Consider the following 25,744-nt stretch of genomic DNA (forward strand, 5'->3'; position numbering starts at 1 on the left):
TCTCGTTTCCCGCTCCAGATTCAGGTATCAAGACCTTTGGTACCCAAAAGCGCAGCTGACCAGGGCTGCGTTTTTTTTCCTAGGATATGAAGCAGTAGTTTCCGTCCCCGTCGTCGCGTGGCCTAGGACACCGCCCTTTCACGGCGGTAACAGGGGTTCGACTCCCCTAGGGGACGCCATTGCGGGAATAGCTCAGTTGGTAGAGCACGACCTTGCCAAGGTCGGGGTCGCGAGTTCGAGTCTCGTTTCCCGCTCCAAATTAAAAAAGCCAGTGCCTTTGCACTGGCTTTTTTTATGGTGAATTTGGTCTGCATGTCGCTGGATTTGCGACGTTTACCAAGCGTCAACTAGGGCTCCGGACGAGAGGCGCTATCGCCGGCGATCGGAGTTCGTCAAGGCGCCAGTTGACCGTGCCCTTGAAATTCTTAATGCAGCCCAAATATCTTGGCTTTCTCGGCGAGTAGGTCGAAGGGGACACCACGGCTATCGGCTTCATGGCGCGCTTCATCGAGCCGCTGGTAGTGTGCTATCTCTTCATCGGGCATGTATTGCAAGCAATCGCCGCCAAAAAACCAAAACAGATCGCGCGAAATGTTTGGCGTGAGCTGGGGCCAGGCGGCAACGATCTTAACCAGCAATGCCTGCCCCTGCTCGTAGTACGCCTCGTCAACTTTGGCACTTACCAGCTGTTTAAGTTGTTGCAGTATTTCCGCCTGTGTAGGCTCCTGTACGGGGCTCATGGCCAGCAATTTTTCTGCCACGCCGGCGAGTTCGTCAATCAGTGCGAGATGGTGTTGTAGGTAGGTAGTGGGTTGCGACATGCTCGGGCCTATAACTGTGTTTCGAGCATTGTAACCTTTTCGCTTTTAATTTTGGGCACATCAGACAGCAGAGGCCATATGACGGCACTAACAATTGAGCACCTTGAAAAAACCTACGCGGGCGGGTTTCAGGCCTTGAAAGGTATCAGTCTGGCCGTGGAGCCCGGGGATTTCTTTGCTCTGCTGGGGCCAAATGGCGCCGGAAAATCCACCACCATTGGTATCTTGTGTTCACTCGTGCGCAAAAGTGCCGGTAAGGTGAAGGTGTTTGGCATTGATATTGATGAAGATTTTTCGGCGGCAAAGCGCGAGATAGGTGTGGTGCCGCAGGAGTTTAACTTTAATCAATTCGAAAATGTGCTGGATATCGTGGTAAATCAGGCCGGCTACTACGGCTTGAGTCGCGCGGTAGCCTACGCGCGGGCAGAAAAATACCTCACTAAGCTGGGTTTGTGGGACAAGCGCAATCAGGCGTCTCGCAATTTGTCGGGGGGTATGAAACGCCGATTGATGATTGCGCGCGCGCTGGTGCACGAGCCGCGCCTGCTCATCCTGGATGAGCCGACCGCGGGTGTGGATATAGAGCTGCGACGCTCAATGTGGGATTTTTTGAAAGAGATAAACGCCGCTGGCACAACGATTATTCTCACCACCCACTATCTTGAAGAGGCCGAGAGTTTGTGCCGCAATATTGCGATTATCAATCACGGTGAGATAGTTCAAAAGACCAGCGTGAAGGCATTGCTAAAGCAGTTAAACAAAGAGGTATTCATTATTGATACACGCGCGGTAATGACAGAGGCGCCGGTGGCAGACGGGTACGCTGTTCGATTGCTGGATGAGCACAGCATCGAGGTGGAAGTGGAGCGTGGCCAGTCTTTGAATGCCGTATTCAAGGCGCTGGAGGCGCAGCAGATTGAGGTTGTCAGCATGCGCAATAAAGCCAATAGGCTTGAGGAAATGTTCGTATCCCTGATCAAGCAGCAGGAGTCTTGAGTATGCAGCTGGCCGCACAGTGGGTGTCGTTTAACACCATCGTTCGCAAGGAAATTCGCCGTTTTATGCGTATTTGGGTGCAAACTCTGCTCCCACCTGCCATTACCATGGCGCTGTATTTTGTTATTTTTGGTACCCTGATCGGCTCCCGTATTGGCGAAATGGGCGGGTTCAGTTATATGGAGTTTGTGGTGCCTGGCCTCATTATGATGTCGGTGTTAACAAACTCCTATTCGAACGTGGTGTCTTCATTTTACGGCGCCAAATTTCAACACAGTATTGAAGAGCTATTGGTATCGCCCACGCCTAACTATGTCATTTTGGCCGGCTATATTGTCGGCGGCGTTTGTAGAGGCCTGGCCGTCGGGCTAATCGTGACTTTGTTGTCGCTGTTTTTTACGGATTTGCAAATTCACAATTTGGCAGTCACTGTTGCAATCGTGGTGATGACCAGTATTTTGTTCAGCCTGATGGGGCTTATCAATGCGGTATTTGCCAACAGCTTTGACGATATTTCCATTATCCCTACCTTTGTTTTAACGCCATTAACTTATTTGGGTGGTGTTTTTTATTCCATAGACTTGCTGCCGACATTTTGGCAGGGGGTATCGCAACTCAACCCTATCCTCTATGTGGTTAACACCTTTCGCTACGGGATTTTGGGCGTCAGCGATGTGAATATTTACGTGGCCATGGCCGGTGTATTGGCGTTTATTGTGGTGCTATTTGCCGTGAGTCTATGGCTGTTAAACCACGGTAAACGTCTGCGCACCTGATAGTGCCGTTGATCTGAGTGCGCTTGTCTGCTGCGTGCTCAGACGCGAAGCTGAAAGCGCAGGCACTGGGTCGCCAGAGGCTGCTCTCATGGCGAGCTCTTGTGTCCAGACTTAACGATTGGTTGGCGATAACGCAATTGAGCGGTGCCACAGGCGCTCAGCCTTTCTCTGCCTGCATTGGCACATAAAATGTGAGAAATGACATGACAGACAATCCTGTAGAGCGTCACGGGCCGGCTCACTTGGGCCAATCAACGGACTATGTGGATCAATACGATGCGAGCTTGTTGGATCCCATCCCTCGGGGGTTAGCGCGCGCATCACTATCTTTGCCCGAAGGCGGGGCGCTGCCTTTTGCGGGCGTCGACCGCTGGACTGGCTTCGAACTTTCCTGGTTGAATGAGCGCGGCAAGCCGGTGGTGGCTATCGCCGAATTTGAATTCCCGTGTACCAGCCCGTTCATTGTTGAATCCAAGTCGTTTAAGTTGTATTTGAATTCGTTCAATCAAACGGTGTTCGCGAGCCCTAGAGCCGTCGCAGAGCGTATTGAGCAGGATTTGTCCAATGCAGCCGGCGCCCCCGTCTTGGTACACGTTATGGATATGCGTCAGGCGGTGGCCTTGGGCGTGGGGCACTTTACGGGTGTCTGCCTGGATGATTTAGATGTGGCTTGCACGGCGTATAGTCCCGATGCGGCGCTATTGCGGCTTGCACCTGGTGGGGCAGAGGTACACGAGACCTTGTATTCGGATTTATTAAAATCCAATTGTCCTGTCACTGGTCAGCCGGACTGGGCCAGCGTCTATGTTCGCTATGCTGGGCCTGCCATTGAGCGCGCATCGCTATTGCAATACATAGTGTCGTTTCGCTCCCACAGGGATTTTCACGAGCACTGCGTCGAGCGGATGTTTTTAGATATTCAAAGCCGTTTGGAACCGAGAGCGCTCACCGTGTACGCCCGCTATACCCGTCGCGGTGGTTTGGATATTAATCCGTTTCGCACCAACTGCGGCGAGCAAATCCCGGAGTTGCGCTTAGTGCGTCAATAGCGGTGGCAGGGTGAGTTAGGGAATGATTTTGTCGCGTAAGCGCTCAGAAATTTCCGCCAGGGTTTGCAATACCGTTTCTTTGTCGTAATTGCGGATTTTATCCATGTCGAGGTACATGGTGAATCCATCGACATTTTTCTCAAAGTAACTTTGGTTGGCGCCCAGGTTTTTCCGCAAATCCACCACTTGATAAACCTTGATGGGGTGGGAGAAGCCTTTAACTGTGATATTGCCCTTATCGCGACACATGATGGTGTCTTTGACCAGCCCCCAGGTCTCATGGGAGACCAGAATTTCTCCCGGCTCGGCGGCAGATTCTAGCCTGCTGGCCAGGTTCACGTGGGCGCCAAGGGCCGTGTAATCCAGGTGGTTCGAGGTGCCGAAGGTGCCCACTGTACAATAACCGGTATTGATTCCCATGCGAATTTGTAGCGGTCGCTTGATGCCTTGGTGGTGCCAGTGTTGCTGCAGGGTTTTCATGCGTTTGCGCATGGCCAGGCTCATGGACAGGCAGCGCAGAGCATCGTGTTTCACGCCTTTAGAATTGGTGTCACCAAACAGCACCATAATGCCGTCGCCCATAAATTTATCTATCGTGCCGCCATACTGGTGCACAATTTTGGTCATCTCTGTTAAATAGGTGTTAAGTAAATCCGTTAAGGCCTCCGCTTCCATCTCTTCAGCCAGCTCGCTGAAATCTTTGATGTCGGAGAAAAAGACCGTCAGGCGCTTGCGCTCTGTTTGCAGGGACTTGTCGCGCCCTTCGTTAATGGCCTTCCATACCGGTGGCGGCAGATAGCGCGACAGCTTATAGGTGCGCATCTTGTGCAATTGCTGCTCTTGCTCCAAGCGCTTGGTCTCGAGATTCAGCTTGTTCATGCGGGCGTGTGTAAACAGTGCATAAGCACAGAAATAGGTAATTACGCCGATCAGGCTGGCGGCACTGATTTCCAGACGCCCAGAAAGTACCCATTGGGGTTCGTAGATGACAAAGCTCGCTACAATGCCGGCCAAGAAGGCGGCGTTATCTTCGCCCCACTTACGCAACCCGCCGTTAAGCAGTGCATTGAACTGAATCATGGTTAAAAACAGGATGCACGGCAACAGGCTGAAGTCGATCAGGCTGAGAGACACACCGATCAGGCCGGCATCGGTCCAGGCCAAAACGTTGGTGAGGGTGACGAGTTTGTCGCCGGAAACATGCTTGGTCAGGTAATAGGCGACGTAGGTGTAGCTTAATAGGACAACAATGAATACCGGTTGAACAATGTTCAGCTTGTCCCAGTCTATATCTGCCGCCAAGGTGCCGGCCGCAGCAAAGCAGATCAACGCTCGGAAATAGTACTGAAACAGCGGTGTAGATTCAGAGCTGGTCATGAACAGGCTAGTCGTCGAATGAATGAATTATCGTATTATCAGCGCGTACGCCTTGTGTCGCCATCCGTTAGCCATTCGTAATCCGTCGTATTGTGGGCACTATTAAAAGAGTTTCTGGGCCTTTTGTCTATTGTGCAGGGCAATATATTGTTGTTTTTTTAATCGCAAAAAAGCATTAGCCCTTGGGGGCGGCGGCTTGGCGGTCTTTCAGTTGTTTGGCCAGCTCGGTGAACCGCTGCTTGATTTGGCGGATTTCCTTGTCCTTGGCGGCCAGCTGGTTCTTTAGCTCTGCGTCAGCGTGTTCGGCCAGATGGACCAGTTGCTCGTTCTCGCTTTCCAGTTGGCGCACTTTTTTCACTAGAGCTTGTTTGTCCCTGGTTTCCGAGGGGGAATCGGCGTTGGCTTGGGCATTCTTGAGTTTGCGCTCTAGTTGATTGCACTTTTCAGCGGCGCTACGCAGTTCTTTTTCGAGTAGGTCGATGCAGGTTTCGGATTCCTTCATGAATTTAAGCTGCTGGGCCAGCTGACGCTCGAGGTCTGCAATGAGGGCGGCGCGCTCTTCGTCGCTAGCTGCCGATTGCAGGCGCGATTGCAGAACGGCGATTTCCTGTTGCTGTTGCGCGTTTATGGCCTTGAGCGACGCGAGATCGCTGCTCTCTGCGGTGGGCGACTCTGTTGCGGCAGTTTCCTCAAAGTCTTCCAGCTGCGCCTCTGCCATGGACTTCAGCTCGAGAAATTTCGGGTCTTGGGAGTCGCCAATCAAACTGAGTAGCTGCTGGTAGTATTGCTCGGCGCGGGATTTTGCATGCTGCCACTGGGATTCCATGGTGGTGAACAGCCGCTTGAAGCGTTCGATCTCCTCGCGCTGCTCGTTGTACGATAGCGAGCCCGCGTCCTCGGGCGCATTGGGCAGTTCAGGGCGCACCGCCAGGCGTTCATAGTGGGCCTCTAGGGCCTGCCAATCCGCTTCGCTGGCTGCCGCCGTTTTTTCGGAACTTAAGAAATGGTAGCGCAGGGCGGCGGTCTTTAAGGCCGGCGTATCCTCTGCGGTGAGGTCGTTCAGTATGGTGTCTTGGCCGCCTTGTTCGCGGTGGTAGGCTTGGGTTTCTGAGAGTTTCGCGTCCAGCTGCTCTGCATAACCCATAGCACCTATTGACTCCTGGGTTGGCTGAGCTTCTTTAAGTGCTTTTAGGTCGGACAGGGCGGCTGTCAGGCGCGACTGGAGGGTGGCCAGTGCACTTTTGAGGTTCTTGGTGTGAAACAGCAATACGATACAGGCGAGCAACAGGATAAAAATCACCTCGGCCGCTGTATATACTGCCCATGAAGATAATTCCATGAAGAGCCTGCCTGCTATAACCGGATATTCCCAGTATGGGCCAAAGAATGCACTTGAGCGAATGTTCTAATGGTTTTAGTTATTACAGCGTCTGTTAAAATCACCTTTTTGTAAAGAGCCGTTCCTATGGATGCCATTACCGCCTTAACACAGCGCGTGTCTGTGCCGCGTTTGACGGGGACTGTACCCGCAGAAGCCAAACTCATGCAATTGCGGCGCGCGGCGCTGCGCGCGGCTGATCACGGCAACTTGCGGCCGTGGCGATTTTTGGAAATCTCGGGCGACGGTTTGCGCAAATTGGGCGAACTCTTTCTGAGCGCCTCACAGGCGGGGGGGGAAACACTCTCGGAGGCGCAACAAAAACGGCTGTTGGAGCTGCCGCTGCGCGCGCCCTTGATTATCGTGGCCATTGCCTGTGTGCAGGATCACCCTAAGGTTCCCCGCGATGAGCAATTAATGGCCGCGGCATGTGCTGTTCAAAATATGCTCAATGCCGCCTTTGCGCTGAATATCGGTGCCTATTGGCGCTCTGGCGATCTAGCCTTTCATGCAGGGGTGAAGGCGGGTCTGGGGCTGGACGTGGGCGAAGAGATAGTAGGTTTTGTGTACCTTGGCGAGCCCGATGGCGATCTCAAACCCTGCCCAAACTTGGAACCGGAGGAATTTTTCAAACAGTGGGGTTAATTCGCAGCGTGTTCTTGTGTTTCGCGACCCCATTGTGTAGAGTTGCGCCCTCGAAATTTGGGGCAACCCAAGCGAGAGCCGAGCATGCAGGCAGCACCCTGACGCTCGTTAAACCATCTCTCAGCGTGCTGCAGTTTATTTGGTGAAGTGTCCGAGTGGTCGAAGGAGCACGCCTGGAAAGTGTGTATATCGAAAGGTATCGAGGGTTCGAATCCCTCCTTCACCGCCAAATAAAAAGCCCGGTTATGCCGGGCTTTTTTTTATGGTGAAGGCGGGTGAGAAGCCTCGCCGGGTTCGATCAGCAAGCACAGCTTGCTAAGACGCCGGCTATGCCGGCGCCCGCAGGGGGAGGGCGCAGCCCGAATCTATCCCTCCTTCACCGCCAAAAAAAGCCCAGTTTTGTCGGGCTTTTTTTTGTGGTGAGAACAGTGGGCTAATAGCCTGGTCTTGCGCGCTATAAGCTGGGCAAAGTGAAAGCGCTCGCCCAATCACAGGGCTCAACCTAGGGCTGTGGCCAGCGGGTGTTTCCCATCTCCGACATTATCCGCCGCGTGGCATTTCGCTGACCTGGGCCCAGGCGTTTTGTGCAGACTGCGCTGGTGGGATTGCTGTGTCTTTTGTGATGCCTGCGTCCCGTAGCGCTTGAATTGTGGGCGCTTGCGCTGCCACGCCTGCGTGTGCCGATTGTGACGCACTTTGCGCCTTCATGCGCAGCCATTCAATCTACGCAGGCGAAGATTTCATGTGCAGTCTGGATATATTTCGATCAGGTTGTGTGGGATTTCGCCGGCCAGGGCCAAGCGCGCGGATTTTGGAACAATGGGCGTACCGGTGTCGGTGTTTTTTGCGCGCCAGCACTTCAATAAGGTGTATGCTCTTAAAGACCCGCAGGTAAAAAAGGAGTCTTTATGCCCGCTGCCAAGTCTATGTGTGCGCTCGCCGTTAACCAGCTCAGTGCTGCTGTCAGTCCCGCCATGTGCCAAGCGCTGCCGCCGTCGGATGAACCGGTGGATTTACGGGTCATCGGCCATGCGCGCGCGCGTTCTGCGCTAGAGTTTGGTTTATCCATGGCCATCCCCGGTTTTAATATATTTGCCGTGGGCGACACGGGCACGGGTCGCAGAACACTGATTAGTCAGGCGTTGTCGGCCCATGCGGCCACGCTGCCGGCCGGCGCAGAGTGGTGCTACATCAATAATTTTGACAACCCTCATGCGCCCCAGGCGCTGTGGTTGAATCCTGGTGACGGCAAAGCATTAATGGGACGCATTAATCGCTTTATTGACGAACTCTTGGTTCTGTTTCCTGAGGTCTTCGAAAATCCCGCTTACCAGCGTAAGAAAAAACTCATTGATCGCCAGTTTAATCAGCGCTATGAGCAGGCCATTGCCGAGGTTGAGCAGGAGGCGCTGGCCAACAGTGTCGGACTTTACGAAGAGGAGGGTTCGGTCACCTTTGCGCCCTTAATTGATGGCCAGGTAGTGGACGACGCACAGTTTGCTGCGCTCAGCGAAGAGCAGCGCACCCACTTCTACCAATTATTAGCAGGGCTGGAAGAACGTTTATCTGAACGGCTGCTGGAGTTGCCGGTTTGGAAGCGCGAAGCCGTGGGTCAGTTGCGCAAACTTAAATACGACACCATTGATCAAGTGGTGAAACCACTCATTAAAGATCTTGGTCGCGAGTACGCCAGCCACCTGGGCGTGCAAAAGTACCTGCGCGAAGTAAAAGAGCATATCGCCGATACCCTGTTAGGTATTCTTGCCAATGAGGAAGAAGATAACCCCGACGACCGAAAATTTCGCCAACAATTGGAGCGTAAATTTTTACCGAACTTGCTTGAAGCGCGAAATCCTACGGCAGGCGCCCCGGTGGTGTACGAGCAAAATCCCAACTTTCAGAATTTATTTGGAGTGGTTGATTACAACATGGCCCAAGGGGTACTGCAAACTAACTATCGAATGATCCGCCCCGGCGCCTTTCACAAAGCCAATGGGGGATTCTTGCTACTGGATGCAGAAAAATTACTCGGCCAGCCTATGGTGTGGCAGCAATTTAAACTGGTACTTAAAACGCAGCAAATACAAATTGAACATCCGCATGCAGACCTGAGCCCCAGTGGCGCCTACCAATTGCAGCCGGAAAAAATCCCGCTGAACGTTAAAGTGATTTTGCTGGGTGCCCCGGAGATCTACTACACCTTACAGCAACTGGATGAGGAGTTTGCCGAGCTTTTTCGCGTACTTGCGGATTTTGATCGGCACCTGGTGCCCACCGAAGAAAATCTCAGCGCCTTTGGCGCGTTGGTGCGTGAGCGTGGGCGTCGGTTGAACTACCCTCCCGTGAGTGATGATGCGGTGGCGCTATTGGCGCGTCTGGCCATGCGCAATGCTGAGCACCAGCGGAAATTGTCGGCCAATATTCAACAGTGGAATGAATTATTGGATGAGGCGCATTTTGTTTGGCGTAAGGCGGGCGAGCAGGGCAACATTACCGCAGACCAAGTGGCGCAGGCGCGCGCTAATAAAAAGCAGCGCACTGGGCGCATCAGCGAGGTCATGCTTGAGGAAATTAAAGAGCGCCAGGTGCTGATTAGCACCAGCGGACAAGCCGTCGGAAAAATTAATGGTTTAACGGTCTTTTCTGTGGGTGACAACAGTTTTGGCACGCCGGCACGCATAACTGCCACTGTATATGCCGGTAAGCAGGACGTCACGGATATCGAGCGAGAAGTTGAATTGGGTCGAGCCATTCACTCCAAGGGTGTTATGTTGCTGACCGGCTATCTGGGTCATACCTACGGCCAGCACTTCCAACTTTCTATCTCGGCTAACCTGGCCATCGAACAGTCCTACGGCCAGGTGGACGGTGACAGCGCCTCGCTGGCTGAGGTTTGCGCGCTGATTTCCGCGGTAACGCAGCTACCGGTGGACCAGTCGCTGGCGGTAACGGGCTCCATCAATCAGCACGGAGAAGTGCAATCCATTGGTGGAGTAAATGAAAAAATAGAAGGATTTTATCGCCTGTGTGCAGACCGTGGTTTAACGGGAGCGCAAGGCGTCATTATTCCTAAGACGAATCAAGTAAACTTAATGTTGGACGACGATGTCATTGCGGCAGTTGAGCGAGGTGATTTTACTATTTATGCCATTGAAACGATTGATCAGGCGCTGGAGATTTTATTAGACACCCCTGCAGGTGAGTTGGATGCAAGTGGCCACTATGGAAAAGATACGGTACACGAGCGCGCACTTACGCGGTTAAAAGCTTTGTCATCGCTGGCGAAACATTGAGGTATAGGCTGCTAGGGGGCGAGTGCGTCCAGGCGTCGGCCAGTAACGGCATCGAAAAACACGCAGCACTGTGTGTCAAGCGCCAACCAGAGTGGCGCGCCGGACTGGCTATGGAAATCGGCGTGGGCCTTAACGGCCCAGCGGTGCTGAAAACCACTGCACCACAACAGCGTTTCCGGTCCCGTTTGCTCCATTAGTTCCAGAGTAAACTTCGGTAAAGTAGGTTGCTCGCTGGCGTGTGCGACTATGGCTTCGGGTCTTATGGCCAGTGTGACGGGAAGTTGTTGCTGGGCAAGGGTACGCGCAGCGTTGTTGTCGTACTGGGGTAGGGGGAGCAGAAATTCACCGCATTCGAACACCAGCTGTTGCTGTCTGAGTGTCATTACGCCATCCATAAAATTAATGGCGGGCGAGCCGATGAACTCTGCCACAAAACGGTTCACAGGCTGTTGGTAAATGTGCTGTGGGCTGCCAATTTGCTCAATTCGTCCCTTGTTCATCACCACAATTCTGTCTGCCAAGGTCATGGCTTCCATTTGGTCGTGGGTCACATAGACGATGGTGGACGCGAGCTGATGGTGCAGGCGCTTAATTTCAAGGCGCAGCTCGTTGCGCAACTTTGCATCCAGGTTGGATAGTGGCTCGTCGAACAATAGCACGGGCTTCTCGCGCACCAGTGCGCGCCCTATGGCCACTCGCTGGCGCTGCCCTCCAGATAGCTGCGAGGGCTTGGCTTTCAGCCATGGGGTTAACTGCAGCATGTCGGCGATACTTGCTATGCGCTGTTGAATCGTTGATTTTTTAACGCCGGCCACTTTAAGTGCAAAAGCCAGATTGTCAAAAACCGTCATGGTGGGGTAGAGCGCGTAAGATTGAAAAACCATGGCGATGTCGCGCGCTTTTGGCTCTGCTTGACTGACGTCTTTATCGCCAATGGTAATGCTGCCATGGCTAATGGGATGCAGTCCCGCAATGGCATTCAACAGGGTTGATTTTCCGCAGCCAGAAGGCCCCAATAACACCAAAAATTCGCCTGCGTTTATGTGAAGCGACAGGTCTTCGACAATAGCCGTTGACTGGTGGTGGATAGCAATATTATTGAGGCTAACAGGGTAGGGCATGCTTCAACCTTTAATGGCCCCAGACGCCATTGCACGAATAAAAAAGCGGCCGGACAAAAAGTAGATTGCCAGAGGGACGCAGGCAGTGAGAAGTGTTGCGGCCATGTCAATATTGTAGGTGCGCTCGCTGAGTTGAGCGTTCACTATATTATTCAGTTGTACAGTCATGGGCAAATTTTCTTTACCAGCGAAAATGAGGCCCAGCAGAAAATCGTTCCAAATATTAGTCACCTGTAAGATAGTGGCGACTGCAAGCATGGGGACAGAGAGCGGCAACACAATATAAAAAAATATTCGCCAAAATCCGGCACCGTCTACACGGGCGGCGTTAAATAACTCTCTGGGTATGCCCAAGTAGTAATTTCGGAAAATTAAGGTGGTCATGGGGAGGCTGAATATAATGTGAATGATAACAATGCCCGGTAGTGAGCCATAGATGGCCAGTGTGTTGGTGATGCGTACTAAGGGGTAGAGCATGACCTGATAGGGTACAAAGGCGCCGCAGACTAGCAGGGCCAAGACGATATTGGCCCCTCTTGGGCGCCAAAAACTCATGGCGTAGCCCAGGGCTGCTCCAAATAGTACCGACAGGACAACGCTGGGCACTAAAATACGCACTGAATTCCAGAAGCCGATTCGTAAACCTCGACAATCTAATCCAGTGCAACTGGATTGCCAAGCGTGGCGCCAGTAGTCAAACGTTAGCGCGTTGGGTAGGGCCAGTAGGTGTTCATTGCGGATATCGGCCATGGGTTTCAGGCTGGTAACCACCATCACATAGAGTGGTAATAGAAAGTAGGCGGCGGCGATCGCCAAGAACACATAGAGTGCACAGCGTCCTAATGTCAGTGACGGCCTGTGGGTGTTTTGCCATTGCCAGCCGCTCATGAGTGTATTTGCCTCTTATGCAATAGGTGCACAATTGCCAAGGGGATGGCCGCGCAAATAACACTTATCAACAGCATCGCGGCACCCGCCATAGCCAGGCCTATGTTGTTGCGCTCGAACAGGCTGTCGACCACGTATTTGGCGGGCAGTTCGCTGGCGATACCGGGGCCTCCGTTGGTCATGGCCACCACTAGGTCATAACTTTTCACCACAGAAACTGCCAGCAGTACAACGCATAGCGTCAGCATGGGGGCCATGCTGGGCAATATGATGTGGCGGTAAGTGCGCCAGGCGGGAATACCATCCACTTTGGTGGCGTGCCAGATTTGTGGGTCTACACCGCGCAAACTGGCGAGCAATAACACCATAATGAAGCCGCTACCCTGCCACACAGCTGCTGCAACAATGGCATAGATAGCTGTTTCACTGTTCACCAGCCAATCGATATTAAATGCGCCAAATTGCTGAACCACACTGTTCATTCCAAAGCTTGGATTCAGGAGCCACTGCCATGCCAAGCCCGTTACCACATAGGACAGGGCGTAAGGGTAGAGGAAAATACTGCGAAACAGTGCCTCGCCACGCACCTGCCGATCGAGCGCTAGCGCCAGTGTCAGGCCCAGTGCTAAACAACTTGCAATATAAAATAACGCAAAGGTATAGATGTTTTGCGTGGAGGTAATCCAGCGCGAGGAGACAAACAGGCGCGCGTATTGTTTGAAGTCGACAAAGTGGTAGTGAGGCACCAATTTCGAATCGGTAAATGACAACGCCAGCGAATAGACGACACAACCCACAAAAACTACTAGCACCAGCACAGTGGCGGGAAACAGTACTTGATGGGCGGGATTAAACGTTCGCATCACATAACCAATGCCAAAGCGGCGGCCAATTTTTGTGTTGCCTCAGCCGGCGTCATAGAGGGTCGGTTCCAGAATTCGGTGACAATATCGGTTAGTAGGCCTTTTTGATCGGGTGTCATTAACATCATCACATCGGGCACTTGCTTACCGGGCGTACGCAGAATTTCCAGGCCCTTGCGGCTGCAGCTATCAAGATTTTCGGGGGCAATATCGGTGCGCGACGGCAGTGAGCCTTTGGCGCGATTAAAGGCGAGTTGAGCGTCTTTATCCATTAGCGTTTTTGCCAGCAGTGTTTGCGCTGCCAGCGACTGAGGATCGCTATTGACGGTGAATCCAAAGGCATCGCCGCCAACCATAAATAATGGCTGGTTGCCCAGGTTTAACACGCAGCCGTAATCGCGATCGGCAATTTTTCCCGCCGCGTGAAATTCGCCCTTAGCCCAGTCGCCCATAAATTGCATGCCGGCTTTGCCGCTGATTACCATGTGGGTAGCGTCGTTCCAATTGCGTCCCGGGCTGCCCTCGTCAACCAGGTCGCGCAAGCGTGCAAAGGCACGAAAAACATTTTGCATTTCTGGGCTGGTGACTGCGGAGGGGCGCTGTTGTGAAAGCGCGTCAATGTACAGGTCTAATCCGCCATAGCTTAGCAATAGTGCCAGAAAAGTTAGGCGCTCCTGCCAAGCTTGGCCGCCAAAAGCGAGAGGAATATAGCCATTTGCTTTGAGCACTTTGGCCGCGTGGAAAAAGTCGTCCCAACTGCGCGGTTCCTTTAGTCCAAGTGTGTGAAACAGGCGCTTGTTATAAAACAGCCAGTTGGCGCCGTGGACGTTGATTGGCACCGCATAAATTTTGCCGTTGCGAGTGACGCTGTTGAGTAGCAGGGGGTGGATTACCTTATCCCATTGTTGCTCGCGTGCCAGTTGGTCGATATCGCGTACCATATTGGCTTGAATCAAATCATCCAATTCGGTGCCAGTGATGTATTGCATGGCGGTGGCCGGGCGGCCGCCCAGCATCCGGTTAATGGCGGTGGTGCGCGCGGCAGAGCCGCCGGCAATGGCCGTGTCTACCCAAAGGCCGCCGCGGCTGTTATAGGCATCGGCAATGACGCGAATCGCATTGGACTCCCCCCCCGATGTCCACCAGTGGATCACCTCTGCACGCAGCGGCGTCTGAGCCTGTACAGCACTGCACATTAGGCCAAAGAGAAGTGTTGCCGCGGCTTTCATTAAAGTTTGTCCGCCAAGGTTGCCATTAGTACCGTGTCCACCTGTTGACAGATTGACATCTCTGCCGAAAGCGTGAGTACATTCTCGCCCGGCTCTGGGGCTTCCAGTGTGTGTAATTGGCTGGCTAACAAGGCCGCTGGCATAAAGTGGCCTTGTCGCCGCTCAAGCCGATGGGCCAAACGCGCGGGATTGCAGGCCAGGTGCACGTAGAGAATATCGGGGCTGTGGCCAAGCGTTGTCCGGTAACTGCGTTTTAACGCGGAACAGGCGAGCACAAGGGGGCGCCGCTCAGCGCAGTGTACGGCCACCTCTTGGGCTAAGGCGGCCAGCCAAGGCGCGCGATCGGCATCTGTCAGGGCGGTGCCGGCGGCCATTTTGGCTACATTTTCTGGCGGGTGCCAATCGTCTCCCTCGATAAACCGGGCTGAAAGGCGCGTTGCCAGAGCTTTGCCAAAGGTGGATTTGCCACACCCCGAAACGCCCATCGCAATAAATACCAACGGTTGGTCCATATTTGGATCTTATTTTATCTGTCTTTTTGTTGGCAGCTCGCCCTCTGGGGCGTTGCCTGTCGGTGCCTATCCTACAATGAAACCATAGTATCAGTGCGACCATAAGCACGGGAGTGTACCAAAAAGTCACCGATCCGATGACATTTTCACCAATGGACGGGCTTAGCCTAAGCTATTGAATAAAATTAGTATTTTTCCCAAAAAAGGGCTTGACTCACAGGGGGGGCATCCATATTATACGCGCCTCCAGACGAGACGTCAGGAACACGCGCTTGTAGCTCAGCTGGATAGAGTACCTGGCTACGAACCAGGCGGTCAGGGGTTCGAATCCCTTCAAGCGCGCCATACAAAACAAAAAGGCCCCACGTGAAAGCGTGGGGCCTTTTTGTTTTTCGGGGTGCGGATGGGGATGAGAACCCCCAGGGTTCGACAAAATGCGAGCAGCATTTTAGACCGAGCGTAAGCGAGCCCGCAGGGTGCAAGCAGCCCCAAGGCTGATTGCAGTCAATCCCGCCCAAGTCTCGCCGCTAAACCCACCCCAATCTCGAAGCTAAATCTCGTCCAAAAAGTGCGGTACTCAAAAAGGCATCCCCTCACATTGCCGAAAACGTGGGGCCTTTTTGTTTTGCGGGGTGCGGATGGGGATGAGAACCCCCAGGGTTCGACAAAATGCGAGCAGCATTTTAGACCGAGCGTAAGCGAGCCCGCAGGGAGCAAGCAGCCCCAAGGCTGATTGTAGTCAATCCCGCTCCAGTCTCGTCGCAAATATCGTTCAAAGTGTGCGGTAAACGAATGACGTGATTTCAAGCTGCTGAGAATGAGTGTGGCTTTTAATATTGTTACTGCCGGTGGGATCAAAACACTTAAGCAGTCGACAAACTCACTGAGTATTGCCGTATGTAGGCGCGTCGAGTGTACGCGCGGTTAGGATGCTAACTCTCGAAGTCGGCAGCGCGTTTAACCTGAACGTGGAGAAGTGCACGTAAAAAACTTACCCGCACAGCGCTCGAAACGACGCAATGTTGCACGCGCCAGCATGGTGAGTGAGGAATTATTTTATGGGCTATTTTGGTGTCAGGTGCTGCGCACTAGGCGCAGCACCTGGCGAGTTTTCCGGAAAAAGACATCCGACCGGATTTACGTGGCATATATTGGCATGCCGGGTGGGCTAAGGGCAGTGTGCCACGCCCGCATCAGTCCAACTGCCGTCACTACCAGGTTCCGCCTGAGTCCACCAATTGGCGCGCCAGTGACGACCTTGGTGATCCACTTCATCGCCGGCGTTATAGCTTCTATTCGCCTGCCAGCCGAGCGCTACTTGGCTGGTCAATTGCCAAGCTTCGTTGTCAAAACCCGGCTGGCTGCTATTCCACCATTTGGCCTCCCACACTAACTCTTGATGGCTTACTGTTTGGCCCTGAGTGTAGGTGGTGCCAGCTGTCCATGCGGGGTAGTTGCCGGCGTTGGGATCGGTTTGCTGGCATTGGGATGGATTAACTGAGACTGTGAGTTGTGTGGTCGCCGAGCGGGTCAACTGCCCATCGCTCACGGACACACTCAGTGTGTAATGAGTTGTATCCGTAGGGCTGCCCGATTGCACCGTGACCGTGGCTTGGTCTGTGTGCTGCGCCACTAAGGCGGGTGGAATCTGCCAGGCGTAAGTCAGGCTGGCACCTTCGGGATCGCTGGCCGTTGCGGTTATGTTTACGCTTTCATTGGGCCCTGCGGTAACGCTGGCGGGCAAGGCGACGGATGGGGGCAAATTATCTTGAGGTTTCTTTACCTCCAGGGCGAAACTGTACTGATTGTTGCTGAGCCATACTTTGTTGGCCCGTAGGTCGCTACTCTTGTATTCAATTGTGCCTTGACCTGTGCGGACGCCAATCTGAACCCGGCTATGGTGGCTGGCGTTGATAGCTTGTGCCAGTGCCTGGCCCCAAACCGGCTCAGCTTCGTTAGCCTGGGTAATGGCCAATACTTCAAACACTTGCTCTTGACCTTGATCATTGAAAACGCGGAACCACACGTCGTCTCCCGCGGCGGCCTCAGTACCCTGCGGTAGGTAGTAGCCCATATCGTGCCACTGGGGCGGCGTTGTGTTTTCAAAACGCACGTCACTGCAGTTATAAAACCCTTCGCCGGCGGCATCATCGCGCTGCCAGCGGGTAAATAGAATCGCATCGCCCTGTCTTCCCTGGGGCAAATTGATGGGGATGCGGTAGGCTTTATGGCCATTGTGGGATTCCACGGGCACATTGCCGGCAGTGTCGATCAAGTCGAGGTCGTGCCAATTTAGCGCGGACTGGGCAGGATCAAAGCCGGGCTTGCTGAGGTAAAACTCCCAAAACGATGGATTGTGTGGCGTTGAGGCGTGGAAAATAATCTCCAGTTGGCCTTGGGCATTGGGGGTAATAACCGTCTTTTGCCAATCGGCGTGGGGTAAGTTCATTCCGCGCTTGGTGGCGTCGCCGGCGGCACATAGTTCGCCGTCTTTCACCGTTGCTTTAACGGCTTCAATGTTATTGAAGTTGGCGACATTTGCGGAAAACTCGTGGTGTTGGGTAAAGGGTACAGTGCCGGAAATCAGGAAGGCGGCACGGCAGGCGGCATTGGGAATATTCGAGCCGTCGTCCGGCCACCAATAGCCGCCGTCATCTACACAGAATTGCTGGCGGGCTTGAGGGTATTGCATATAGCCGTGGCCAAAGGCTGTTTGTGCTATCAGAAGCGAGGCCAATAGCCCTGTGGCTGTCGACAGTAGAGTGTGCTGCACGCAATTGGATGATGTTTTTATCATTATCATCTCCATTATTAAAAGTGAATGGTCAATAAGGATTTGACTGTTGGGCTTGCTACAACAGAAAATCTACCTCATGCAAGACAACGTTGTCATGTATGAGAGTACGCCGACTGACGGGTATTTGGAATAGAAATTCAGAGTACTATCGTGCCAGGCGGGGCGGCGGCAGGAGCGCGGCACAGGGTGCCGGGCCCACGGTGCCGCTGGGTGGGGGAGCTATTATTGCGTGTCGGTTTTAGCCTTTGCAGCGGCCTCTTGGTAATCGGCACAGGCGCTGCTATCGGCATCGCTCTGGTTACAGGCCTGCGCCAGCACGGCCAGCTTGGCCGCTTCGGCCTCGGCTTTACCATTAATTTCGTAAATGTGCTTGATGGTATTGGGCACGCGAATGCTGGCATTGGTGGCATAGACCTTATCAAAGCGCGCGCTCACTCGACCTTGGGTGTCGGTGAAGGCAAGTGCATGGCTAAACAGCAGGTCGCGGTCCGGTCGGGTCAGTACTAGCAGGTATTTGCGCTTGGGGCTGGTGCTGACCATCAGTACCTGGTCGTTAATAGCGGACCAGCCGCTGACGCTGGTTTTGCGAAAGTCGCGCACTTCTTTCAGGTCTGGAAACTCGTATTTGACCGGCGTACTGGCCCACACACTGCCGGCAATCACAGCCAATGCCAAGGTGCAGAAAAACCGTTTCATATCACAACCTCCTGGGAAATTAGACCAGGCCAATGGTGCGGGCCTGGGGCTTGGGTATCTGCTTGATAAGACCGCGAGCGGAGCCGTTGGTTCCTGGCAATTGACAGGAACCAACGGGCGGCCCACCGGTCGCCCGCTTTTGAAGAGACAGTATTGTGTGCGCGCAAAGTGCACGGTTGCCTTAATAAATTGGCGCCAGTAATTTACGGTTGGTGACTAGGTTGCGCACACCGTGAGGATGGTGTTCGTCGAAAATGTTGCTCTCACACCAGCGACCCACCGATGCAATATCCACTTTTAATACCTTCGGAAAAACACGCCAGGTGACCTGATAAGGTGAACCTTGAGCATTGTATCCGGGACCTGTGGTAGACCCGGCGTATTCGACGGGCTTACCGGCCCGAGTGGGCAAGTGGAGTGGCGCTTGAGGGAAACCTGCGGGCACCTGCGCCAGGCGATCAAATTGCAACGCCTTGCGGTTGTTGACGAGTACATAGACCTGGGCTTCTACGCGCAACTGCGGATTTTTTAGAGCAGTGCTAAAGCAGGCGCCTAAGGTGGGGCCGGGCGAAACCGGCGCCGTGGTGTGCACATAGTGAACTTCAATGGTGTCGCCGGTGCGAAGTTCACTGTATTCGCCTGCGCACACGGATTGCGTGTATTCTGCGGATTCGGCATCGTTTAGCTGACCGAGATATCGATAGCCACTCTGGTTTCCATTACCGTCACCTGGACCCACGTATTGCGTAAATTCGCCACCTTTGTGCTCCGCATTTTTATGAAAGTGAATGTTGCACAAATGCATGTTTTGGTACGCGGGTGCGGGCGCAAAGTGTATGTTGTTATCGCCCTGAGGTTTGTCGATATCGCGTGGTGACTGGGGGCCAAAACCCTTGCCATCGGTCGCTAGTGCCAGCGCTTGACGCTGCTGTGTCGCGATCGATTCGGTGTCGCTACTGGGGTCGGCCGTGCCGGGCGAGGCAAGTAGCAAAAGTGCCAATAAACTAATAAAAATTCGCGTGCTGTGTGTCATAGAGAAGCTGCCTTGATTGATTGCCCTGTGAGGGCGTCATAGTGAACAGGTCCTCAATTTGTTACTGCTAATTCAGTCACAGCAAAGACGTCAGCGCCAAGGATGTGATCGGCATTGGCATCTCAAATCATTTGTTGAATGCTTGTGAGGAGCAAGTCTAATTGCTGTTGGGCAAGGGAGGGGCGACCGGCTTCGCTCAGCGGAAACCCTGCGTTAACCCGAAAACAATGCGGATAAAGTTGGCGCGTAGTGAAATCTGCACCGATGCGCACATCTATATTGTGGCCGTGCAATGTACGCGCGAGTTTCTGGGTATTCAGCCCTGGCACTTCCACCCACAAGACCGTGCCCCCCGTGGGATTGCTGATGGCTGCGCCGGGCAACGCGGCGTGTATTGCATTGCGATAAGCGCGCACTTGGCTCGCGAGTTGGGGCCGCATTTTTTGCAAGTGCCGATGATAGTCGCCGCTGTGCAGTAAATCGGCCACTGCGAATTGTGCGTGGGGATTAACACCGTAGTGCACGGCCAGTTGCGCATTGAGCAGTGGCTCCAGGTATCGACCGGGAGCACACCAGCCCAATCTGAGGCCGGCACTCAATGTTTTTGATACGGAACCGCACCATAAAATATAACCTGCCTCGTCCCAGTGTTTAGCCGGCAGCGGCGGCGTTTTGTCAAAGCTCAGCTCCAAAAAAACATCGTCTTCGATGATGGGCGTTTGGTAGTGTGCCGCCAGTGCCGCTAGCCGCTGCTTTTGTACCGGCGGCAGGCTGGTGCCCTGCGGATTTAAGTGGCTGGTGCTGAACAAGCCCGCTTGAATACTGCCCTGTGCTAGGTGGTGTTCCAATTGGATCAAGTCTATGCCGTCCTCCGTGGCGGGAATTTCCACTACGCGACGATTCAGGCCCGCCAATAGATTCAACAGGCCGTTAAAGCAGGGCGAATTAATGGCGATTGCGTCACCGACACGGGTACAGCTCACCACGGCGGCGCGCACTGCGTCCAGGCAGCCGTGGGTGATCACCCAGGCCTCGGGCGGCAAGGACAGCTGGTAACGTTGAAAGTGACTGTGCAAAGCGCGTTGCAGCGGGCGCTCACCTTGGCGATCCGGATACTGGTGCAATTGGCCACCCAAACGCTGGAGTGCGCGCTTCATGGCGCGTTGAAGTGGTTGCGAAGGCAGCAGCGCTGGCGCCAGCTGGGATATACCAAGGGGGCCAAGGGCCACGCCCGGCAAATCCACCGCAGTGCGGTTGGGTTGGGTGACTGTGCTGACAAAATCGCAGGTGCGCGGCTGTGGTGCAAGTGGTGCTGTACCGCGCACGTAAAAACCGGACTTGGGTACCGCGCTGATCCAGCCTTCGGCTTCCAGCCACTGGTAGCAGTTTTGTGCGGTAGTCAGGCTGACCCCCTGTGCCTGTGCGAGTTGGCGCAAGGAAGGCAGGCGCTGGCTTGGGTGTAATTCGCCTTGGCGAATTTGCGCGGCCAATCGCTCGGCCAGGGTGCGGTAGCGCATTGTGTGCTCTCTGGTAATGAGTGTCTGTCGGTTAGGCTGCAGACTATCTGTATACCTTTTTATTTAAATAATTGCATCTGTTATCTGTTTGGGTGGCGCCCGATACTGTGCCTTTGTAAATAGAGGGCGCAAAATGAAAACAGCGGATTGGTGGTGGGGAGTTGCCTTAATGGCACTCTGGGGCCTGAATTTTTCAGTCATTAAGCTAGGGGTTGATCACATTAATCCGCACCTGCTCACCGCTGCGCGCTTTACCTTAGCGGCGCTACCCGCAGTGTTTTTTGTGCGCAAACCGGATGTGGCTTGGCGCTATCTGGCGGCCTATGGCTTGGTTTTTGTCGTGGGCATCTGGGGCACTATGACTTGGGCCATCGACTTGGGGTTGTCGGCGGGCATGAGCGGTATGTTGCTGCAGTTGAGTATTGTCTCGAGCTTGCTATTGGGGTGGTATTTCTTCGGCGAACAGCTTACGCAGGTCAAGTTAGTGGGTGCGGGTCTGGCACTGATAGGGCTGGCCTTGTCGGTATTTTTACAAGACGGCTCCGTGACGACCGCAGGTCTGTGGCTGGCGCTGGCGGCGGCCTGTTGCTGGAGCCTGATGGGGGCCGTAGTCAAGCGCTCGGGGTGCACGCAAATTTTTGCCTTTGGTGTGTGGGGCATGTTATTTGCGCCGGTGCCGCTGTTGGCGCTTGGGTGGTTAACCGGCGGTCTTCAATGGGCCGATTTGCACGTCGATCAATGGAATCGTTACACGGTGTTTTCGGTCTTATTTCAGGCCTGGCCCACCACCTTGCTGGGCTACTGGTGGTGGAATCGGCTGAATGTGCGCTATGGGTTATCCACCGTTGCGCCGCTGACGCTGCTGGTGCCGGTATTCGCACTTCTGGGCAGCGTGGTGTTCTATGGCGAAACAGTCGGCTTGATCAAAGTATTTGCTTGCGGCTTTATTTTGATGGGGCTGTTGGTGGGGCAGGGCTGGTTGCGTCTGCCCAGTGCGCCATTGTGCGTTTTTATTAAAGCGCGCGGGCGCTAGCAGGGCGCGGCATGACGCACTATGGCCCGCGCATCGACGCCGGCTGGCAATGCGCCATACAGCGATTGGCTGCCCGCACAACCGTTGAGGCGGCTGAGGCAAAAGGCTTCCGCCAGGGGTGAATCTGCCTGAATGAGCGCGGCGGCCTGCAAGCCCAGCGCCAGCCACGCCATCAATTGACGGGCGTGGGCGGCTAGGTGCTCGGGTGCTTGGCCGAAGGCGGCCCGGGTTTGAGCCAGGTGAGGTGCCAACAGTGGCAATTGGTGGCTGGCGGTTTCGAGTGTGTGCCACAGCGCCGTTAAGCAGGCGGGGTGGCGTTGTAACACGCGCAGTAAATCCAGGCATTGCACATTGCCCGATCCCTCCCAGATGGCGTTGATGGGCGCCTCGCGATACAGGCGTGCGAGGGGCCCATCCTCCATGACGCCCATACCGCCAATGCATTCCATGGCTTCATAGGCGTGACCCGGCGTGCGCTTGCACAACCAATATTTGCCAATGGCCGTGCCAATGCGCAATAAGTTGGCTTGGTGTTCATCGTCAGGATGATCCAAGGCTTTGGCCATTAGCAGCGTAAGTGCCAGTGCGGCTTCGCTCTCCAGTGCTAAATCGGCCAAGACCTGGGTCATTAACGGTTGCGCGGCCAGGGTGTTGCCAAAGGCGCGGCGGTGCAGACAGTGGTGAATGGCCTGGGCCGTGGCCGCCCGCTGGCCGGCGCTTGAGCCCACCATGCAATCAAAGCGGGTGAGCGCCACCATTTCCAAAATGTTGGCGATGCCGCGCCCTTCTTCGCCAATGAGCCAACCGTGTGCGCCGCGCAATTCCGTCTCCGACGAAGCGTTGGAGACATTGCCCATTTTATTTTTTAGCTGCTGAATTTGCATCGGGTTTTTGCTGCCGTCCTCGCGCCAGCGCGGCACCAGAAAACAGGACAGGCCCGGTTCCGTCTGAGCCAGTGTCAGAAAGCCGTCGCTCATGGGCGCCGAGACAAAATATTTATGGCCCACCAGTGCGTACAGCTCGCCACCGCCGCGCTGCCCCAAAGGGTGTGCCGCTGTGGTGTTGGCACGTACGTCGGAACCCCCTTGCTTTTCGGTCATGGCCATACCCAGGGTCAGGCCCCGTTTTTCCGGCCAGGGACGGTTGTCGGCGTCGTAGTGATTGGCGGTTAATTTTGGGAGCCATTGGGCGGCGACATTGGGCTGTTTTTGCAGTGTGGGTACAGCGGCAAACGACATGGTAATCGGGCAGCCGTGGCCGGCCTCCACCTGAGTGTGCATATAGTAAAGCGCGGCGCGCAGCTGGTGGGCTTGGGCCGGGGCGCTTGATTGCCACGGCAAACAATGTAATCCGGTGCCAATTGCCTCGGCCATCAACCGATGGTAGCTGGGGTGAAATTCCACCAGGTCGACCCGCGCCCCAAAGCGATCGTGACTGCGAAACACCGGTTTGTGTTGGTTCGCCAGATGGCCTGCGTGGAGGTAATCTGCCTGGCCCCACTGCGCACCCTTGGCGCTCAACAATGCGAGTGCTGCCTTGTTTAGCTGGCGGGTGTGCTGCCGCAGGGCCCGATCAGATTGGAAAAGGTTGTAGTTTTCTAGGGCCCCGGACTGATTGGTTACCACATGGGTGTCGGCAGAGTAGGGGTCTGGTTGAAAGCTGTTCATAGTCTTTGCTCGAGTTCAGTATTAGCCGCGTAGGGCCCCATTAATGGTCGGGCCTGCGGGTGGTTCACGGGCGCAACGCCCGCAAGCAAAACTGCACCAGTGGTGCAATATCGGCGTTCCGAAATCGATTGACCGATACGGGTTTCGCCAGCGGCTCCGCCATTGCACCCACCAAGGCTGTGGCGGCTAGGTGGGTGGGCTGCCGAGCAAAAACGCCCTCCGCAATACCCTCGTCAATGACCGCTTGAAATCGACTGGCCCAGTGGCCGCGGTAGCGACTACGGGCCTCCTCTACCGCCGGGTGCACAGGTTCGGCGATTAACGCATAGGCCAAGCACGGGTTGCTGAGTGCGCGTTGCAAGAATGCGGTGAGCAGCATGTCGAGCTGTAAATCGGGCGCAGCGCGCTCGTTGACGCAGGCGAAAACCGCTGCAATTTCGCGCTCGGTGGCGCGCTCGAAGAGGGCCACAGACAGCGCGGCTTTATCGGCAAAATAGCGGTAGATATTGCCGGTGGCCATGCCGGCCTGGGCGGCAAGGGCGGCCATGGATAGCGCACGAAAGCCCCCTTTAGCCACCAATCGGTGTCCGGCTTGCAGGAGCGATTCACGGGTTTGTTGCTTGTGCGCCTGGGTGCGTTCAGTTGCTTGGTATGCCATAAAGTGAATTGGTATTCATTTTATGCCAGTGAAGCAGTTGCTGGCGTCTAGGTCAAGAAAAAAGCCCCGGGGCCAGAGCGCCGGGGCAAGGAGGTGCTGCGAGAATTATTGGTGTGGCGCTGATCGCCGCTGGCCTGGGGCTACTTGCCCTCGGGGTTGTATACCCAGATCATGTTGTTTTCGTGGTTTGAGGTATCCTCGCCGATAATGACGCGGCCGTCGTCCATCACAACCAGGTTGTCTGGATTGCTGATGCCGTCGGTGCTGCAGGCGTTGGTGGCGGCGCCGCTGTCGTAGGGGCCGCCCACTACTACGGGCTCCATGCGGCTGGTGTTAAAATTGGCGTCCAGCCCCAATCGGTACACCACGCCGCATTTGTTTTCGGTTAATTGGATATCGCCTTCGGTATCCGACATCCCCTTGGCCACCTCAGACATGGCCACATACATCACCGGCAGTGTGCCACTGGCGGCGCCGTGAAAGTTGATGTTGATGCCTTCCATCTTGCGGAACTCAGTAGTGGCACCCTTGGCGCGCGCGGCTTTCAGCGTCTCTAGAAAGGCATAGCGATCGTCGCCTGTGCCATTGTCGGCCCAGTCCTGTATTTCGGCATCGGTGATGAAGTTGGTGGCACCGTCCACATAGTCGGATTCGTCGAAACCGTCGTAGCTATCGATCCACGCTTCGATTTGGGCATTGTTGGCGGAACCCAACGCAAGCCACTCGATATTTAATCCAGCCCGTGCGGTGTCGGCGGTGGCGTCTTGGGTGACCTTAGCGGCGTACAGGGTGCCGGCACTTAAATCGCCAGCGGTGTCGGCCACAAATTTATAGAAACCTTTGTCGGTGCCGTCGTCGGTGAGGTAGACCGTTTTCTGGTCGGGCATGACAACGGCGTTTTCGTGTGCAGAGCGCCCCAGTGTAAAGTGTTTTACCGGAACCGGTGCGGCCGACTTGGGACTAGTGATTTCTACAATGTAGCCGTAGTCATAGGGGTTGGGAAAGGTGCCGCCCAAGTAGTCCTTTAGCAGTTGCACATCGTTGTAGCTGGGGTAGCCCGAGGTGTAGCTGCTGTCATTCCAGTGGGCAGTGTTTTCTGCCTCGTAATTTTCTTCCGCCACCAGTGGCGTTCCCCAGGGCGAGAGCGTGCCAAAGCAGTTGATCAGGGTACCGGCCACGCTGCTGAAATCGACGTTCATCACATCGCCGACCGACCAGCTGCCATCGTCGGCGCGGGCAACTTGCATGCGGCTGACGGTACCTGGGCGATCTTCCCAGCTGGTAAACAAATAGCCTTCAGAGCCGTCGGCATTGCTCGCTACAAAGGCGTTGAAATCCGGATCTTGAGACTGCTTCAGCGCGGCGTCGTTGGCGCCGTTGGGAATCGCGCCCAGG

At 54.7% G+C, this 25,744-nt stretch carries 21 protein-coding genes, 4 tRNA genes and 1 other RNA gene; 11 read left to right on the forward strand and 15 right to left on the reverse strand.

Going from position 1 to position 25,744, the window contains the following annotated elements:
* Positions 1 to 103 precede the first annotated feature (103 nt).
* Together ACW8F6_RS11185 and ACW8F6_RS11190 are read left to right on the forward strand one after the other, a co-directional pair.
* A tRNA-Glu gene (locus tag ACW8F6_RS11185) sits at positions 104 to 179 on the forward strand.
* 2 nt (positions 180 to 181) lie between these two features.
* A tRNA-Gly gene (locus ACW8F6_RS11190) sits at positions 182 to 257 on the forward strand.
* Positions 258 to 425: 168 nt separating this feature from the next.
* Here the strand turns inward: ACW8F6_RS11190 and ACW8F6_RS11195 are convergent.
* Positions 426 to 821 (reverse strand): PA2817 family protein, encoded by a 396-nt coding sequence (locus ACW8F6_RS11195; protein ID WP_491575956.1) that lies wholly within the window; start codon positions 819 to 821, stop codon positions 426 to 428.
* Between the two features lie 78 nt (positions 822 to 899).
* Here ACW8F6_RS11195 and ACW8F6_RS11200 point away from each other — a divergent pair, with 78 nt between their 5' ends.
* The 3 genes from ACW8F6_RS11200 to queF all read left to right on the forward strand — a co-directional run bounded on the left by ACW8F6_RS11200 (position 900) and on the right by queF (position 3,642).
* Positions 900 to 1,817 (forward strand): ABC transporter ATP-binding protein, encoded by a 918-nt coding sequence (locus tag ACW8F6_RS11200; RefSeq protein WP_491575957.1) that lies wholly within the window; start codon positions 900 to 902, stop codon positions 1,815 to 1,817.
* A gap of 2 nt (positions 1,818 to 1,819) precedes the next feature.
* A complete protein-coding gene (locus ACW8F6_RS11205) occupies positions 1,820 to 2,593 on the forward strand; it encodes an ABC transporter permease (protein WP_491575958.1) in 774 nt (257 codons plus the stop codon).
* Between the two features lie 203 nt (positions 2,594 to 2,796).
* Positions 2,797 to 3,642: an NADPH-dependent 7-cyano-7-deazaguanine reductase QueF gene (gene queF, locus ACW8F6_RS11210; protein ID WP_491575959.1), complete on the forward strand. Its 846-nt coding sequence runs from the start codon at positions 2,797 to 2,799 to the stop codon at positions 3,640 to 3,642.
* Positions 3,643 to 3,657: 15 nt separating this feature from the next.
* On the opposite strand, the gene ACW8F6_RS11215 is transcribed toward queF, so the two are convergent.
* Both ACW8F6_RS11215 and ACW8F6_RS11220 read right to left on the reverse strand, forming a co-directional pair.
* The gene (locus tag ACW8F6_RS11215; protein ID WP_491575960.1) at positions 3,658 to 5,019 is read right to left on the reverse strand and encodes an adenylate/guanylate cyclase domain-containing protein; all 1,362 of its coding nucleotides are present in this window, start codon (positions 5,017 to 5,019) and stop codon (positions 3,658 to 3,660) included.
* A 175-nt stretch (positions 5,020 to 5,194) separates the two neighbouring features.
* Positions 5,195 to 6,358, reverse strand: a complete 1,164-nt coding sequence (locus ACW8F6_RS11220; RefSeq protein ID WP_491575961.1) for a hypothetical protein — start codon at positions 6,356 to 6,358, stop codon at positions 5,195 to 5,197.
* Between the two features lie 126 nt (positions 6,359 to 6,484).
* Between ACW8F6_RS11220 and ACW8F6_RS11225 the strand changes: the two genes are divergently transcribed.
* From ACW8F6_RS11225 to ACW8F6_RS11240, 4 genes are all read left to right on the forward strand, one after another.
* Complete coding sequence (locus tag ACW8F6_RS11225) at positions 6,485 to 7,042, forward strand: nitroreductase family protein (RefSeq protein ID WP_491575962.1); 558 nt, start codon at positions 6,485 to 6,487, stop codon at positions 7,040 to 7,042.
* A gap of 141 nt (positions 7,043 to 7,183) precedes the next feature.
* A tRNA-Ser gene (locus ACW8F6_RS11230) sits at positions 7,184 to 7,271 on the forward strand.
* A 26-nt stretch (positions 7,272 to 7,297) separates the two neighbouring features.
* A non-coding RNA gene (locus tag ACW8F6_RS11235) (RtT sRNA) lies at positions 7,298 to 7,427 on the forward strand.
* A 523-nt stretch (positions 7,428 to 7,950) separates the two neighbouring features.
* On the forward strand, positions 7,951 to 10,335 hold the full coding sequence (locus ACW8F6_RS11240; protein ID WP_491575963.1) for a Lon protease family protein: 2,385 nt from the start codon (positions 7,951 to 7,953) through the stop codon (positions 10,333 to 10,335).
* A gap of 11 nt (positions 10,336 to 10,346) precedes the next feature.
* Here the strand turns inward: ACW8F6_RS11240 and ACW8F6_RS11245 are convergent, their stop codons facing one another.
* The 5 genes from ACW8F6_RS11245 to ACW8F6_RS11265 are packed head-to-tail and all read right to left on the reverse strand — an operon-like array spanning position 10,347 to position 14,948.
* A complete protein-coding gene (locus ACW8F6_RS11245) occupies positions 10,347 to 11,456 on the reverse strand; it encodes an ABC transporter ATP-binding protein (protein WP_491575964.1) in 1,110 nt (369 codons plus the stop codon).
* 3 nt (positions 11,457 to 11,459) lie between these two features.
* Entirely contained in the window at positions 11,460 to 12,344 is an 885-nt protein-coding gene (locus ACW8F6_RS11250; protein WP_491575965.1) for a carbohydrate ABC transporter permease, read from the reverse strand.
* Entirely contained in the window at positions 12,341 to 13,207 is an 867-nt protein-coding gene (locus ACW8F6_RS11255; RefSeq protein WP_491575966.1) for a carbohydrate ABC transporter permease, read from the reverse strand. The genes ACW8F6_RS11250 and ACW8F6_RS11255 overlap by 4 nt, the downstream gene beginning before the upstream one ends.
* Positions 13,207 to 14,436 (reverse strand): ABC transporter substrate-binding protein, encoded by a 1,230-nt coding sequence (locus ACW8F6_RS11260; protein ID WP_491575967.1) that lies wholly within the window; start codon positions 14,434 to 14,436, stop codon positions 13,207 to 13,209. The genes ACW8F6_RS11255 and ACW8F6_RS11260 overlap by 1 nt, the downstream gene beginning before the upstream one ends.
* Positions 14,436 to 14,948, reverse strand: a complete 513-nt coding sequence (locus ACW8F6_RS11265) for a gluconokinase (RefSeq protein ID WP_491575968.1) — start codon at positions 14,946 to 14,948, stop codon at positions 14,436 to 14,438. Before ACW8F6_RS11265 ends, ACW8F6_RS11260 begins: the two co-directional genes overlap by 1 nt.
* Before the next feature lie 268 nt (positions 14,949 to 15,216).
* Between ACW8F6_RS11265 and ACW8F6_RS11270 the strand changes: the two genes are divergently transcribed.
* Positions 15,217 to 15,293 (forward strand) — tRNA-Arg (locus ACW8F6_RS11270).
* A gap of 823 nt (positions 15,294 to 16,116) precedes the next feature.
* Here the strand turns inward: ACW8F6_RS11270 and ACW8F6_RS11275 are convergent.
* The 4 genes from ACW8F6_RS11275 to ACW8F6_RS11290 all read right to left on the reverse strand — a co-directional run bounded on the left by ACW8F6_RS11275 (position 16,117) and on the right by ACW8F6_RS11290 (position 20,991).
* Positions 16,117 to 17,745 (reverse strand): lytic polysaccharide monooxygenase, encoded by a 1,629-nt coding sequence (locus tag ACW8F6_RS11275; protein ID WP_491575969.1) that lies wholly within the window; start codon positions 17,743 to 17,745, stop codon positions 16,117 to 16,119.
* A 222-nt stretch (positions 17,746 to 17,967) separates the two neighbouring features.
* Positions 17,968 to 18,441 (reverse strand): DUF6491 family protein, encoded by a 474-nt coding sequence (locus ACW8F6_RS11280; RefSeq protein WP_491575970.1) that lies wholly within the window; start codon positions 18,439 to 18,441, stop codon positions 17,968 to 17,970.
* A gap of 181 nt (positions 18,442 to 18,622) precedes the next feature.
* Positions 18,623 to 19,474: a delta-class carbonic anhydrase gene (locus ACW8F6_RS11285; RefSeq protein ID WP_491575971.1), complete on the reverse strand. Its 852-nt coding sequence runs from the start codon at positions 19,472 to 19,474 to the stop codon at positions 18,623 to 18,625.
* A 122-nt stretch (positions 19,475 to 19,596) separates the two neighbouring features.
* Entirely contained in the window at positions 19,597 to 20,991 is a 1,395-nt protein-coding gene (locus tag ACW8F6_RS11290; protein ID WP_491575972.1) for an aminotransferase-like domain-containing protein, read from the reverse strand.
* 133 nt (positions 20,992 to 21,124) lie between these two features.
* On the opposite strand from ACW8F6_RS11290, the gene ACW8F6_RS11295 reads away from it, so the two are divergent.
* Positions 21,125 to 22,024, forward strand: a complete 900-nt coding sequence (locus tag ACW8F6_RS11295) for an EamA family transporter (RefSeq protein WP_491575973.1) — start codon at positions 21,125 to 21,127, stop codon at positions 22,022 to 22,024.
* Here ACW8F6_RS11295 and ACW8F6_RS11300 read toward each other — a convergent pair.
* The 3 genes from ACW8F6_RS11300 to ACW8F6_RS11310 form a co-directional block, all read right to left on the reverse strand.
* The gene (locus ACW8F6_RS11300) at positions 22,021 to 23,691 is read right to left on the reverse strand and encodes an acyl-CoA dehydrogenase family protein (protein ID WP_491575974.1); all 1,671 of its coding nucleotides are present in this window, start codon (positions 23,689 to 23,691) and stop codon (positions 22,021 to 22,023) included. The two genes, ACW8F6_RS11295 and ACW8F6_RS11300, sit on opposite strands and share 4 nt — an antisense overlap.
* Before the next feature lie 64 nt (positions 23,692 to 23,755).
* On the reverse strand, positions 23,756 to 24,349 hold the full coding sequence (locus ACW8F6_RS11305) for a TetR/AcrR family transcriptional regulator (RefSeq protein WP_491575975.1): 594 nt from the start codon (positions 24,347 to 24,349) through the stop codon (positions 23,756 to 23,758).
* Positions 24,350 to 24,489: 140 nt separating this feature from the next.
* A partial coding sequence (locus ACW8F6_RS11310) for a PhoX family protein (protein WP_491575976.1) occupies positions 24,490 to 25,744 on the reverse strand: 1,255 nt, incomplete at its 5' end.

The sequence above is a fragment of the Simiduia sp. genome (assembly GCF_058345725.1).